Annotated in this window: 13 protein-coding genes and 1 pseudogene; 8 read left to right on the top strand and 6 right to left on the bottom strand. The window is 64.6% G+C overall.

The window, feature by feature from the left end:
• Positions 1-28: 28 nt before the first annotated feature.
• Together ACQCSX_RS02310 and ACQCSX_RS02305 are read left to right on the top strand one after the other, a co-directional pair.
• Complete coding sequence (locus tag ACQCSX_RS02310) at positions 29-1,150, top strand: MFS transporter (RefSeq protein ID WP_427017479.1); 1,122 nt, start codon at positions 29-31, stop codon at positions 1,148-1,150.
• A 36-nt stretch (positions 1,151-1,186) separates the two neighbouring features.
• Entirely contained in the window at positions 1,187-2,227 is a 1,041-nt protein-coding gene (locus tag ACQCSX_RS02305; protein WP_427017478.1) for an NAD(P)-dependent alcohol dehydrogenase, read from the top strand.
• A 169-nt stretch (positions 2,228-2,396) separates the two neighbouring features.
• Here the strand turns inward: ACQCSX_RS02305 and ACQCSX_RS02300 are convergent, their stop codons facing one another.
• Positions 2,397-2,810 (bottom strand): CoA-binding protein, encoded by a 414-nt coding sequence (locus tag ACQCSX_RS02300; protein ID WP_427018949.1) that lies wholly within the window; start codon positions 2,808-2,810, stop codon positions 2,397-2,399.
• A gap of 78 nt (positions 2,811-2,888) precedes the next feature.
• Between ACQCSX_RS02300 and ACQCSX_RS02295 the strand changes: the two genes are divergently transcribed.
• Positions 2,889-3,983: an IS110 family transposase gene (locus ACQCSX_RS02295; protein WP_427017477.1), complete on the top strand. Its 1,095-nt coding sequence runs from the start codon at positions 2,889-2,891 to the stop codon at positions 3,981-3,983.
• A 518-nt stretch (positions 3,984-4,501) separates the two neighbouring features.
• Positions 4,502-5,719, top strand: a complete 1,218-nt coding sequence (locus ACQCSX_RS02290; protein ID WP_427017056.1) for an IS110 family transposase — start codon at positions 4,502-4,504, stop codon at positions 5,717-5,719.
• A gap of 31 nt (positions 5,720-5,750) precedes the next feature.
• On the opposite strand, the pseudogene ACQCSX_RS02285 reads toward ACQCSX_RS02290, so the two are convergent.
• A pseudogene (locus tag ACQCSX_RS02285) lies at positions 5,751-6,501 on the bottom strand (PLP-dependent transferase).
• 204 nt (positions 6,502-6,705) lie between these two features.
• Here ACQCSX_RS02285 and ACQCSX_RS02280 point away from each other — a divergent pair.
• Positions 6,706-7,549 (top strand): IS5 family transposase gene (locus tag ACQCSX_RS02280; RefSeq protein ID WP_427018933.1). Its coding sequence is split into 2 segments (ribosomal slippage): positions 6,706-7,011 and positions 7,013-7,549, totalling 843 coding nucleotides; the frame shifts between segments, so codons are not numbered across the junction.
• Here ACQCSX_RS02280 and ACQCSX_RS02275 read toward each other — a convergent pair.
• Positions 7,546-7,686 (bottom strand): hypothetical protein, encoded by a 141-nt coding sequence (locus tag ACQCSX_RS02275; protein ID WP_427017476.1) that lies wholly within the window; start codon positions 7,684-7,686, stop codon positions 7,546-7,548. The genes ACQCSX_RS02280 and ACQCSX_RS02275 overlap by 4 nt on opposite strands.
• A gap of 472 nt (positions 7,687-8,158) precedes the next feature.
• On the bottom strand, positions 8,159-8,344 hold the full coding sequence (locus ACQCSX_RS02270) for a CsbD family protein (RefSeq protein WP_427017475.1): 186 nt from the start codon (positions 8,342-8,344) through the stop codon (positions 8,159-8,161).
• 448 nt (positions 8,345-8,792) lie between these two features.
• Here ACQCSX_RS02270 and ACQCSX_RS02265 point away from each other — a divergent pair, with 448 nt between their 5' ends.
• Positions 8,793-9,527 (top strand): transposase domain-containing protein, encoded by a 735-nt coding sequence (locus tag ACQCSX_RS02265; protein WP_427017474.1) that lies wholly within the window; start codon positions 8,793-8,795, stop codon positions 9,525-9,527.
• 162 nt (positions 9,528-9,689) lie between these two features.
• On the opposite strand, the gene ACQCSX_RS02260 is transcribed toward ACQCSX_RS02265, so the two are convergent.
• Both ACQCSX_RS02260 and ACQCSX_RS02255 read right to left on the bottom strand, forming a co-directional pair.
• The gene (locus tag ACQCSX_RS02260) at positions 9,690-10,154 is read right to left on the bottom strand and encodes a GatB/YqeY domain-containing protein (RefSeq protein ID WP_427017473.1); all 465 of its coding nucleotides are present in this window, start codon (positions 10,152-10,154) and stop codon (positions 9,690-9,692) included.
• Positions 10,155-10,480: 326 nt separating this feature from the next.
• The gene (locus tag ACQCSX_RS02255) at positions 10,481-11,230 is read right to left on the bottom strand and encodes an ISAs1 family transposase (RefSeq protein WP_427018948.1); all 750 of its coding nucleotides are present in this window, start codon (positions 11,228-11,230) and stop codon (positions 10,481-10,483) included.
• Between the two features lie 266 nt (positions 11,231-11,496).
• Between ACQCSX_RS02255 and ACQCSX_RS02250 the strand changes: the two genes are divergently transcribed.
• Both ACQCSX_RS02250 and ACQCSX_RS02245 read left to right on the top strand, forming a co-directional pair.
• On the top strand, positions 11,497-11,697 hold the full coding sequence (locus ACQCSX_RS02250; RefSeq protein ID WP_427017472.1) for a helix-turn-helix domain-containing protein: 201 nt from the start codon (positions 11,497-11,499) through the stop codon (positions 11,695-11,697).
• A gap of 3 nt (positions 11,698-11,700) precedes the next feature.
• Positions 11,701-13,638 carry a putative transposase gene (locus tag ACQCSX_RS02245; RefSeq protein ID WP_427017471.1) on the top strand — a complete coding sequence of 646 codons (1,938 nt, stop codon included), beginning with the start codon at positions 11,701-11,703 and terminating at the stop codon, positions 13,636-13,638.
• The last annotated feature ends 27 nt before the right edge of the window (positions 13,639-13,665 follow it).

The following is a 13,665-nucleotide window of genomic DNA, read 5'->3' as shown; positions in this document are numbered from 1 at the left end:
CCGTCTGCCATTGCCTGCACTGTTGGTCATGGCGCTCATGGGATTCATCCTCATCGCCACAGAAACAATGCCGGCCGGGCTCCTGCCGGAGATCGCGGGAGGTCTGAACATTGCCGAGGGCACGGCGGGACAGCTCGTCAGTGCCTATGCCCTGGGCACAGTGGTTCTCACCATCCCCGCCGTCGCACTCACCCGCGGCATGCGGCGCAAACCCGTCTTCCTTGTGGGGATACTGGGGTTTCTCCTCGCCAACACCATTGCGGCCTTCTCCGCGGACATTGTGCCGACACTGGGCGCCCGCTTCGCCGCCGGCGCATTTTCGGGCCTGTTGTGGGGCATGCTCGCCGGGTACGCCCGCCGCATCACCGCCCCGGAACTGGCTGGCCGAGCCCTTGCCATCGCGTCGCTCGGCGCGCCGCTCGGGTTGGCCGTTGGAACGCCGCTGGGATCATGGCTGGGCTCAACCCTTGGCTGGCGCTGGTCGTTCGGAGTCCTCTCATTGCTGGCCATTCTCACGGCGGTCCTGGTGTTGGCGCTCGTCCGTGACGCCCGCGGACAGCGGGCGGAATCCCAGATCCCCCTCGCGCGAGTCTTTGCCATCCCCGGCGTCTCGGTGATCCTCGTGGTCATTTTCGCCTGGATGCTCGGCCACAACACCATGTACACCTACATCGGGATCTACCTGCGGTCGACAAACATCCCGCTGACCGTTGACGTGGCGCTCGTCGTGTTCGGAGTCTGCGCCCTGGCCGGCCTCGGGTTCACCGGGGCACTCATCGACCGCGCCCCCAGGGTCCTAGTGCTGGCGAGCCTCTCACTGTGCACCACGGCCGGCGTCGTGTTTATCATCGGACACGAGTCACTTGTTGCGGTGCTCACGGCCCTTGTCCTGTGGGGGATTGCCTTCGGCGGTGCCGCGCCGCTACTGCAGACGGCGATCAGTGAGGCAGGCGGCGAGAACGCCGACGCCGCCAACTCCCTGCTCGGTGTCGCCTTCAATGTCGCCATCTTTTCCGCCGGCGTCGTCGGCGCCATGCTCATCAGCCGCGATGACGGAACGGCCCTGCCCATCCTCATGATCGGCCTCGCCGCCCTGGCCCTGGCCATCGCCACCACCGCCCGCCGCAGCGCATTCCCTGCCCGGCACTAGCCCTTCCATATCCTTTAACAACCACCAGGAGAGAACATGTTTACCGTCAACACCTACGCCGCCACCTCCCCCACCGGCGACCTCGTCCCCACCCCCATCCAACGCCGCGATGTTGGACCCCATGACGTGCTGATCGAGATCAAGTACGCCGGCATCTGCCACTCGGACATCCACACAGTCCGTGGCGACTGGGGTCCGCAAAGCTATCCGCTGGCCCCGGGCCATGAGATTGCCGGCATCGTCACCAAGGTTGGATCCGCCGTCACCACGCATACCGTCGGCGACCGGGTCGGCGTCGGCTGCATGGTCAACTCCTGCGGCCAGTGCACCAACTGCCAGGCCGGTGAGGAACAGTACTGCCTGGCCGGCAACACTGGCACCTACGGCGCCGTCGACCGCGACGGCACCATCACCCAAGGCGGCTATTCCACCCACATCGTCGTGACCGAGGACTTCGTGGTCCGGATCCCCGACGCCCTGGACCTGGATGTCGCGGCCCCGCTGTTGTGCGCCGGCATCACCACCTACTCCCCCCTGCACCATTGGGGCGCCGGCCCCGGCAAGAAGGTTGCCATTGTCGGTCTTGGCGGACTCGGCCACATGGCCGTCAAGATCGCCCACGCCATGGGCGCCGAGGTCACCGTGCTGTCCCAGTCGCTGAAGAAGATGGAGGACGGCCTGAACTTGGGCGCCGACCACTACTTCGCCACGAACAATCCGGCCACGTTTGAACACCTCGCCGGCAGCTTCGACCTGATCATCAACACCGTCAGCGCCGCCATTGACATCAACGCCTACCTGCAGCTCCTCACGCTCGACGGCGCCCTCGTCAACGTCGGTGCCCCGGCGGAGCCGCTCCCCGTGCAGGTGTTCTCACTGATCATGGGGCGTCGTTCCTTCGCAGGGTCCATGATCGGCGGCATCCGTGAAACCCAGGAAATGCTTGATTTCTGCGCCGAGCACGGAATCGGCTCCGAGATCGAGGTCATCCCGGCCAGCAAGATCAACGACGCCTACGAACGCGTGCTGGCCTCTGACGTCCGCTACCGCTTCGTCATCGACACAGCCACCCTCTGAACACGGGTGCACCCCGCTCCAATCCATGCACGATGCATCCACGCAACGGGAAGCAGATGCATCGCGCGGCGATGGCTCTTCATGAGCGGGATGCTGGCCGCATCGCCTGACACCACACGGGTCTGATTCCGTGGCGTCCGGCGGCGCCGGCCCCAGTGGTGCGGGCCGTTTAGGCCAGCACCTGCCGCTTGGCGGAGATCACGCCAGTGTCGAAACCGGCGAGATGGGGGGCGCCGTGGAACCGGGCATGCTCGATCTTGACGCAACGGTCCATCAGCACAGTCAGCCCTGCGGCCACGGCCTCCGCCAACACTCCGGGGAGCCCGTCATGTTTGCGGAACGCATCCACAATGTCCAACGGCTCCGGGATGTCCGCCAAGGACGCACACGTGTGCTGGCCCAGAATCTCCGTGACCACGGGATTAACAAAGTAGACCTTGCAGCGCGTGGACGTGGCGAGGTAGCTGGCCACTAAGTAGGACGCCCGGGGCGGCTTGTCCGAGGCCACCACAATGGCAATCTGCTTAGACGATATGAGGTGAGGGCCGGGGCCTTCTGTTTCACAGCGTTCGTGGGTTGCCAGTGAACAACCCCTTGGCCTACCGGCCTTCGCAAGGGTTGCATGGGTAGTGCCACATGTGACTTTTGGGAGGTCCCGGCTATGTACGAGCATACGTTTATTGGGTTGGATGTTCACGCGGTTTCCGTCGCGGGATGTGCGCTGGCCCCCGATACCGGCGAGCTGGTCCAGGCGCAGATCCACTCCGACCCGGCGGTGGTGTTGGAGTGGATCCGCCGCTTCGCCCCGCCGGTGAAGGCCGTGTACGAGTCCGGGCCGACCGGGTATGTGCTGGCCCGGTTCCTGCGCGAGGCCGGCATCGACTGCGTGGTCGCGGCGTCCTCGAAGCTGCTGCGGGCCCCGGGCGACAAGGTCAAGACCGACAAGCGCGATGCCCGTCTGTTGGCCGAGATGCTCGCCGTGGGGTCCGTCACCGAGGTGCGGGTGCCGACGCGGGAACAGGAGGACCTGCGGGACCTCTCCCGGCTGCGGGCCACCGCGGCGAAGGACCTGGCCCATGCCCGCCAGCACGTGAACGCGATCCTGCTCCGCCACGGCATCCGGTACCCGAAGGAGACGAAGTGGACGAAGGAGCACCTGCTGTGGCTGCACCGGCAGCGCTTTGACTCACCGGTGCTGCAGTTCACCTACGAGGCCGACGTTGAACAGGCCGAACTGCTCGCAGCGCATCTGAAGCGCATTGACCAACGCGTCGCCCAGACCGCCAAGGACTGCCAGTACACCGCGGTGGTTGAGGCGTTGATGTGCCTGCGCGGCATCCAGGTCACGACCGGGTTCGGGCTCGCCGTGGAGATCGGCGACTGGACCCGGTTCACCGGGGCCACCATCGGCTCCTACCTGGGGCTCGTGCCCAGCGAGCAGTCCTCGGGCCAATCCCGGCACCAGGGACCGATCACCAAGGCCGGCAGCAAATACGGGCGCAAACTCCTCATCGAGGCAGCCTGGCAGCACCGGCGCCCCTACGCCCGGCCCGGAGCCCGGCTGCTGGGCCAGCTGGACCTCGTTGCCCCGGCCACCTGGATCCGTGCCCTGGAAGGCAACCACCGCCTCCACCGCAAATGGGAGCAGTTTGATGCCCGCAAGAAACGCTCCGTCACAGCCAACACCGCGATCGCCAGGGAGCTCGCCGGCTGGTGCTGGTCCCTGGCCGCACCCCTGCAACCGGGGAACGCATGAACGCGGCGTGAAGAACGTGCCCTCCGGGCAAGTGGCGGTCGTGACGTGGCAGCACTTTGGGGCCAACTCGGGACAGCGCTATGAGCAAACGGGCCACACCGTTGATGCTCGATCTTAGACAGCGATACGCCCCAGCCGAACAATCGTCATGCGGTACCCAATCCGCGCATATCAGCCTGACACTGCAGTCGAACACACGACTCGCCAGCACGACCGCCACACCCGGACGGCACCCAAGGAAGCGGCCCCCAACACCAACGCTGGGAGCCGCTCATCTCTGCCTCGGTGATGATGGTATTAGGCCGTTGGCCGGCGTGACTCGCCTCTTGACTGACACCCTTCGTGGTTGTCCTTCGTATGATCCGTCCGCCGGCCGATGGTCTGCACCAAACGCGTTGGCCAGGCGGACATGACTTAATAGGAGCTCGACCAGAAGTCCCATCACCGTCTTGTCTGCCCACCTGGCGAACGTGAGCCCGCACCGACGCTTCGCGAGAGTCAGAGGAGCCAGTTCCATCATGACAAACGAGGACATGAAAGTCATTGCCGGTGTCGATACCCACGCCGACACCCACCACGTCGCCCTGATCACGGAGTACGGTAAACACCTCGCCGACAGGAAGTTTTTGGCCGCCGGATCCGGCTACCGGGAAATCGCCGAATACATCACCCAATACGGCCCGGTCACCGCGGTCGGGGTCGAGGGCACCGGATCCTATGGGGCCGAATTGGCCCGCGTGCTGGCCAAGGATGGATTCATCGTCAAGGAGGTCAACCGGCCCAACCGTGCCCACCGGCGCCTGCACGGCAAGTCCGACCCGCTCGATGCCTACCAGGCCGCCGAATCGGTGCTGGCCGATCGTGGTGTCTCGACTCCGAAAACCCGCGACGGGTACGTGGAGGCCCTGCGGGTGCTGCGCACCGCGCGGACCAGCGCCCTGAAGGCACGCACCGCCGTGCTGACGCAGATCAGCGGTGTGCTGACCGCCGCTCCCGAGGCCGTGCGCGCCAAATACCGCGGCCAGACCAGCGAAGCGCGGGCCAAGGCCATGGCGATTTCCCGCCCCGCCGGGGATATCGCGAACCCCGCTGTCGCGACCGCCGTGACACTCAAACGCATGGGCGCCCGCTACCACTACCTCAACGCCGAAATCGACGAGACCGACGCCGAGCTGGCCCGCATCATCGCCGGCCACGCGCCGGCACTGCTTGAGATCAAGGGCGTCGGCACTGCCGTGGCCTCCCAGCTGCTGGTCACCATCGGCGACAACCCCGAACGCCTGACCAGCGAGGCCCAGTTCGCCGCGCTGACCGGCACCGCCCCGATCCCCGCGTCCTCGGGCAAGACGACCCGCCACCGGCTCTCCCGCGGCGGCGACAGGGCAGCGAACTCCGCGATCCACCGCATCGTGCTGGTGCGCATGTCCAAGGACCAGCGCACTCGGGATTATGTGGCCAAACGCACCGCGGATGGCAAAGCCAAGCTCGAGATCATGCGCTGCCTCAAACGCTACGTCGCCCGGGAAATCTACCGCGTCCTGCGCAACCCACGCCCAGCACCAGTCACCAATGACCTGCGCCCGCGCCGCCTCGCATTGCGCCTCACCCAGGCCCGGGCCGCCGGTGACCTGGGGGTCTGGACCACGGCCATTTCACGCATCGAACGAGGCAAATCCCGCGACGAAGAACTCATCAACCGCTACCGCGTCTGGCTGAACGAACAACCCCAAAAATAGCAATTGACAAAGATAGGAGCATCAAACCAACCTACATATCAGCGTTTGGCAGGGACGGCCAAACGCTGCGCTGCCGACGGCGCCTCCCATGCTGTGGCGCCGGGCGAAGGCACGACGGCCGGTTCCCCAGTACGCATGAATCAACCTCCAGGCGGCCGACTACTTCGGTGACGTTCGCCTGAGATGCTTTCGGTGGCTGGTCCAGATCCCACAGGGTGTCCTCCAAGTCCTCCAGCCCCACGGAAATACGGACCAGATCCTCACCAACACCCGCGGAGTCCAACTGCTCGGCCATCAGTTGGCGGTGCGTGGTGGATCCAGGGCGGAGGACCGAAGTGCGCGTATCGCCGAAGTTGGCCAGGAGCCTGGCCCACTTCAGGGACTCGATGAACTCCTGGCCTGCCGCGCGACCGCCGCGCACTCCGAACGTAGCTTGGTGAGGAAGCCATACTCGCCAAATGTCTCCCACCAGGAGACATTGCCGTAAAATGCCACGGGTTCGGCCATGGTCGTGAACCTCCCGTTGCCCCAATCGAACCGCCCTGATTCGACGATCACGGCCTTGGTGTTGGGCTGGATGGCCGCAGCATAGTCTGCGGGATCCGTGCCGTCCACGAAGACGGCCACCCTGGGGTCCCGACCCGGGAGTAGACGTCGTCGGTGCCCTTAAAGACAAACAAAGAACTCTGGTAAATCGTCACGGCACGGACGCCGTGCTCGGCGTCCATGATTCCGCTGGCGTGCAAGGCGCGGGTGCGGAGGCCGAAGGTACGCTCGGCCACTACGCCAGCACCACACCACAGGTCTGAGACGTGATGGCCGTTGACCAGCCCAACTCCACCGCCGTCCTGCCGATCGTAGCCGTCGAAGTGCCGGCTGCTAGGGTGTGTCTCCTAATCAGTGGTTTTGCGGTTTGGCATGATTGATGGGTGCCTTCTCGCTATTCCGTGTTGTCCGATGCCCAGTGGGAGTCCATTGCCCCGTTGATGCCCGATTCGTCGGGGAAACCGGGCCGACCCTTCAACGACCACCGGCTGATGACCGAGGGCATCATCTACCGCTACCGGGCAGGGATCCCATGGCGTGATCTCCCTGCCTATTTCGGGTCGTGGAAGACCGTGTGGAAGCACCACCGCCGCAACGCCGCCAACGGGACCTGGGACAAGGTCCTGGCGGCGTTGCTGACCCGCGCGGACACGGCCGGGCTGATCAACTGGGAGGTCTCGATCGACTCCACGGTCAACCGTGCCCACCAGCACGGCACGAACCTGCCCCGCCACACAGGGGGACCTGTCGAATTACAGGAATCTGCTCGACGAGCCTGAGGACCATGCCATCGGCCGGTCCCGCGGCGGGCTGACCACCAAGATCCACGCCCTGGTGGATGGCAACATGCGTCCCCTGGTCCTGCTGCTGGGGCCGGGCCAGGGCGGGGACTCGCCGATGTTTGAGAACCTCATGGAGGCCCTGAAGGTAGAAAGGCCCGGTCCCGGCCGGGCCCGCACCCGCCCGGACCGGGCCATGGCCGACAAGGCCTATTCCTCCAAAGCAATCCGGGCGTACCTGCGCGGGCGGGGCATCGAGTGCGTTATCCCGGAAAAGGACGACCAGAAGGCCAACCGGAAACGCAAGGGCTCCGCCGGGGGACGCCCCGTCAGATACGACAGGGACGCCTACAAACGGCGCAATGTGGTCGAGCGCAGCTTCAACACCCTCAAGCAATGGCGGTCCCTGGCCACCCGCTACGACAAACTGGCCCTCACCTACCGCTCAGCGGCCGTCCTGCACGCCGTCGTCATCTGGAGCGCCGCATTGGGAGACACGCCCTAGTAGGGGTAGTCATCGGCCACGCCCGGCATATAGGGCGCAAGAAACCAAGCTAAGGCCACGGCCAGGGCGGCCTTCGCTGCAAGCAGCAACCGCTGTCCCGTCACCGTCGACTTTGTCCACGTTTTCAGATCTTCCATCAATTCCCTTCGACGGACGGTTAGGTTCCCTACACCTCAGCGCACGAGCTCGGGGCAGGTCTGGTCCGGATCGGCGCAATCGGGGTGCGCGCCGTTTACCCGCACTCCCCGAGGCACCACGTTTCATCGCTGTCCGCGCTATACACCTGCGCCAAGCATCTGGCATTTCCGTCCAGACGTCGACTCCATGACAAAGCCTGCGAGTCGAAGCGTGGCGGAAGTGCTGGTGTTTTGCATCTACCGCTAGCCCATGGCGGCCTTGGGTTGGCAGAACCCCCGAAACTAGTCCCAGCAAGCCCGCGCCGAGGCAGCGCCAGTCGGAGAAGGTTGGCGGTAGACCCAACAGGCACACCAAGCGTTGTCCCGACCTGAGGTGGACTTCTTGGATTGCGGCTTCAAGGAAACAAGAAGGTGGCGCCACACCGTGAGGTGTGGCGCCACCTGGGAAGTCCGTCCAACTTCCTTCTCGACGCTACTTGTCGAAGATGTCCTTCGCGGCGTCCTTGACGTGCTCCCCTGCCTGCTTCGCCTTCGCGGCGGCCTGGTCTGCTACGCCTTCGCCTTGGAGCTTTTCATTGTTCGTGGCATCGCCCAAAGCTTCCTTGGCCTTGCCTGCGACTTCTTGTGCCTTGTTGCCGATCTTGTCTCCGAGACCCATAAGGTCCTCCTTCGCTAATCAGTCCAACAGTTACTCCACCGACACTAGGAGCGCTTCCTGCGAATACCCTGTACGTTCTCGTCCAGTCCAGAGTGGGCGACGCCGGCAGGTGGGACACGCGGTCCCGTGAGCCCGAAGGGATTAGGAAGAACCGATGTCCGCTTCAAGCCGGTCCGTCGCTTTGAATCGCCCCGGGTCTATTGGAGGTTCTTGATCCCATGAAAGGTTGAGGACCAAGCCAGCACCCAAAATGTATCCAGTGGAGCTACGCCAGCGTGCCGTCCGTTTGGTGATGGACTCCAACAATGACGCCGAAGCTCGCCGTCGCGCCGGTCGTTTCAGATTGATCGCGGCAAAGGGGCAAGACATCCCCCGCCCGCTTGTGGCTATCCAGCGGAGGTTTAGGCCCAATACCGTTCACTTAGGCTCCTTATGTTAATCTTTCGGCATGGCGCGCAGTGGAGGGGTGACACCCGAAGGTCCCGAACGGTTGAGTGATCACGTCTCGATCGGTGTGTTGACGCGGGTGTTTCCGCCGGATGTGGTCGATGCGGTGATCGAGCGGACCGGGGCCATGCAGCAACGGAACCGGCTGTTGCCCTCCCGGCTGATGGTCTACTACGTGATGTCCCTGGCGCTGTTTTCGGCCGGGTCGTACGAGGAGGTGATGCGGTCGCTGCTGTGGCGGGTCAAGGCCTCCAACCTGCTGCCCGTCGTTGAGGAGCTGGCCGACGGGTCCTACCTCTCGGACCTTTATGCCAGCCCCAAGGACAGGAGGAAGGACACGGACCCGGTCCGGGTGCGGGTCATCGAATACACGGTCACCACCGGGGAGGAGGTCAGCGGCTTCCGCCTCATCACCACCCTCCTGGACCCGGAGGCGGCACCGGCACAAGACCTCGCCGGGGCGTATGCCAGACGGTGGGAAATTGAGTCCAGCTTCGACGAACTCAAGACCCGCCAGCGCGGGCCGGGGATGGTGCTGCGGTCCAAAACCCCCGGCGGGGTCCTGCAGGAAATCTACGGCCACCTGTGCGTGCACTACGCCATCCGCTCCCTCATCGGGAGCGTCGCCCGGCACTTCGAGGAGGACCCGCTGCGGTTCTCCTTCACACGGACCCTCCGGGCAGCCAAGCGTTCCCTTGCCGGGCGCCCGGCTTTTTCCCCCTCAACGCCTGGCTGAGGCCTTCGCCGTCTTCTGCCGGGAAATCCTGCACGAACTCCTGCCCCCGCGCCGGCACCGCACCAACCCCCGCGTGGTCAAACGCAAGATGTCCAACTGGCCGCTGAAGCGAATACCAAGAACCCTAAGTAAACGGCATTGGGTTTAGGCCGGAGAATCCCCCTAACCCAGGCGCTTGCGAACCATCTCGCTGACGGCTTTGCCGGTGAACCGTCCAGCGACCTCGGCAGTGACCTGCTTCATGATGGCTCCCATCTGACGCATGGAAGGCTTTATGCCATCAGATTCAAGAGCTGCAAACGCTGAGTCAATGATCGCGGCAACCCCGGCTTCACTTAGGGGTTCGGGCAGGTAGGCCTCGATCACCTCGGCCTCGGCTATCTCCCGGGCGGCACGTTCGGCATGCCCCGCCTCGGCATAGATCGCAGCCGTGTCACGGCGTTTGGCTGCCTCCTTCTGGAGAAGCGCAGTCACCTCGGCGTCGTTCAAGTCCACGGGCGTCTTCCCGCCCTTTTCGCGGGTTTCTATCTCGCCCAGAACATTGCGGACCGTAGTAAGTTCCAGTTCGTTGTGGGCCTTGAGATGCACGACGACGTCGCCTTTGAGCTGTTCTTTCAGGGTGTTCATGAAGTTGGCCTGCCTTCTTGTTGGTTTTTGCCACGAGAGTTCTACGTTCGAATCGCCGACCGGTCGCAAACCGCGATGAGTGGATTGACACCGAAATGCGGCCATTGGCAGAGAAGGCACGGGCTTCGACTGCGTGGCTGAATTCGGAATCTGTTCTGACCTTGAAAGCCATTTACCCCGATGGACTCGCAACAAAGGGCAACTGCTCCGGAACCAGACTCTTGGTCAGGATAGGCATGGATGCAACCACTGGTCCAGAAAGACGCACAATTTGGAGATGAGGCAGTGCGACCCAGCCTCCAACCGCAGGGCTTCTGCAAAGTCGTTTAGCTGGTAGTTAGGCCGGCGAGTTTGAGGGCGCGGTGCGGGTAGTTGCGTGCGCCGCGGGTGGCTTTGGCAAGGCTTGTTTCACCGTCCAGACGCAGGATCGTGATCGCGATGTTCCTCAGGGAAGCCACGACTCGGGGAGCGTTGCCACGCCGCACGGTCGATTTGTCCTCTCGCCACGTGAGATCCCTTCGCCAATGCAGGCCGTTTTCAATTCCCCAATGACCACGGATCAAGGAGCCGATGAGCTCCGGTTTCCCCTGCGCCGGAGCCAATGACGTGATGATGTAGACGGTCTCCGTGGACCACTTCCTGGTCCCGAGCGGCCGGGACTGGCGGATGATCTGGGCGGCCTGGGCGGCGTGCGGAAAGCTGATCCCGTCAGCCAGGCTCACGCACCGTACCGTCCGCTCGATCTCGCGGCCATTGGCACTCTCACGGGTTCTGTTTCCAGCCCGGACCTGCTTCCATGGCAGGGCGCGAAACTGATCGTGGAGCTTGCGCTGGTTCGCCTTCACGGTCAGCACATAGTGGCCTCCCCTGGAATGCAGATACTCGGCGTGCTCACGCTGGGTATGGAGCGCGTCGGCCGACACAATCACTCCGTTCAGGTCCTTGATGCCGTCCAGGAGGAGCTTGAAGTAGGTGATCTCTTTATGCTTTTCCGACACGTTTTGCTGCACGAGGACAGCCCCGCTGGTCTGGTCAATGCCGGCAAGGAGGTGGACCCCAGGACTCTGGACGGTGATGATGGTCGGTAGGTAGTTTGTGGGCTTTGCCGGATTTCCGGTGTTTTTGACTGCTGACGGGCTGTTAATTCGCCCGCGTTTGTGAGAAAACAGATTTGTGATGATTCTCGGGTGCGGGTGGGTGGAACAATGGCTTCAATGACGAGTCAACATGCCCTCCCCATGCTGGAAGAAGTTGGTGCGGCGCTCATTGGCGACGCGGTGGCGTTCTTCGATGGCAAGGCCGATGGCGGGACTGTTTTCATCAACGGGTTCAAGTCCTTTGAATGGCCGGCCGGCCGGCCGGCCGGGAAGACCTGCGCCGCTTGGCCGCCGCGCAATTGGTGCAGATCGGCGCGGCCCAGGTCAACGAAGTGGCCGCCGGGTTCGGGGTGACCCCAGAGTCCTTGCGCCGCTGGCGCAAGATGCTCACCACTGAGGGATTGGCGGCCCTGGCGCCGGGGAGGAAAGGCCCCAAGCGCCCCTAAGTGTTGACGGCGGCGAAAGCGGAGGAGATCCGCGGCTTCCGTGCCACCGGGGCAAGCCTGCGGGCCACTGCCACAGCAACCGGAGTCTCCACCGACACCGTCAGGCGCGCCACCGCAGCAACCCCCGCACCGGAGACGGGCACCGGCGAAAAGTTCGTGATGGAGACTCTGCCCCTCACGCGGCAGATCCGCGCTGGTGCCCCTGCGGGCTGGCCGGTCCTGCCGGTGCTGCCGGATCCGGTGGCCCGGGCCGGTGAGCGGGCCGCCGCCGGGCTGGTGGAGGCCGCGGCCCCGGTGTTCGCCCCGGCCGCCCGCATCCCGCACGCGGGGTTGTTCCTGGCCTTCCCCGCCCTGGAACGGGCCGGCCTGCTCAAGTGCGCGAAGGATGTGTATTCGGCGTTGCCGAACGGCTTCTACGGTCTGGAAACCGTCCTCATTGATGCCGTGGTCCGCGCCCTGGCCGGGGAACCCCGCGCCGAGGGCGCGACCGGCTTCAACCCGGAAGACCTCGGCCGGGTCCTGGGCCTGGACCGGGCCCCGGAAGTGAAGACGATCCGCCGCCGGATCGGCCAGCTCGCCGAGACCGGGAAAGCGGCGGAACTTCTTGCGGCCCTGGCCGCCCACCACCTGCAGAACACCGGCCCGGACGGGGAGAACCTCGCCGCAATCCTCTATGTGGACGGGCATGTGCGCGCCTACCAGGGCACGAAAAGGATCGGGAAGGTGTACTCGACCCGGTTGAAGTTCCCGGTCCCGGCGACCGAGGAAACCTGGGTCGCCGACGCCCACGGCTCACCGGTGTTCGTGGTCATGGCCGCTCCAGGCGCGTCCCTGGCCAGGGAACTGCGAGCCCTCCTGCCCGAATTGCGCACAGCCGTCGGTGACGGGCGGCGGGTGCTGGTCGGCTTTGATCGGGGCGGCTGGTCCCCGGCCCTGTTCAAACACATGGAGGCTGCCGGTTTTGACGTGCTGACCTGGCGCAAAGGCGCCACGGCAGACATTGACGAGGCCCTGTTCGCCGAGGTGGCGCACACCGACGACCACGGTGAAACAAGGACCTGGATGGCGGCGGACACGCTCGTGGACCTGCCCCTGCCCACCACGAGGACGACCGGGGAAGTCTTTAGGATCCGCCAGATCAGCCGGATCGTGCCGGCCACCGGCGGCGGCACCCGGCAGATCCATCTCCACACCACCGACCATGGATTGCCGGCCGGGGAGGCGATCCACCGGCTCGGGGCCAGGTGGCGGCAGGAAATCCAGTTCCGCTACGCCCGCATGCACTTCGAGCTGGACTCCCACGACGCCTACGCCTCCACGGACGAGGACCCGGAGCGGATGGTCCCCCACCCGGCCAAGAAGAAGGCCTACCAGAGAGTGGTTGCTGCGAGAAAAGCACACGCCGAGGTATCGGCCGAGGCGGACGGTGCCCTGCTGGCCCTGAAAACCCCGCCACCAGGCACACAAGAAGTCACAGTGACGACCAGCAGTGCCATGGTCAACACGATCAAAGCCCCCTTATGGAAGGCCGAGACCGTCCTGAACGGCGCCGAAGCAGCCCACGAAGCCCTCCCGGCCAGGATCCGCCTCGGTGACCTCGCCCCCGGCCAGCAGGTCCTGGACACCGAGACCAAGCTCATCCACCACGGCATCCGCATGGCCGCCTACAACACCGCGATGACCCTCGCCCGGGAGATCCGCACGAACACCGGCTACAAACGAGCCGCCGCCGAAGCCCACACCCTGCTCCGCCAGGCATTCAACCAAAGCGGCGACATCGACCCCACAGTTCCCGGCCACCTCACGATCAGCCTGGATCCGTTGCCAACACCGCGGTCCACCCAGGCCATCGCCGAGCTTTGCGAACACCTCACCAGCACACAAACCCGCTACCCCGGCACCGGCCTCACCCTGAATTACAAAATGAAGACGAAGCACTAAAACCCCATAGCCGAAATCTCACAGTCC

Source organism: Pseudarthrobacter sp. P1 (assembly GCF_050156935.1).
GTDB lineage: Bacteria > Actinomycetota > Actinomycetes > Actinomycetales > Micrococcaceae > Specibacter.
This window is presented reverse-complemented; position numbering and strand designations above follow the sequence as displayed.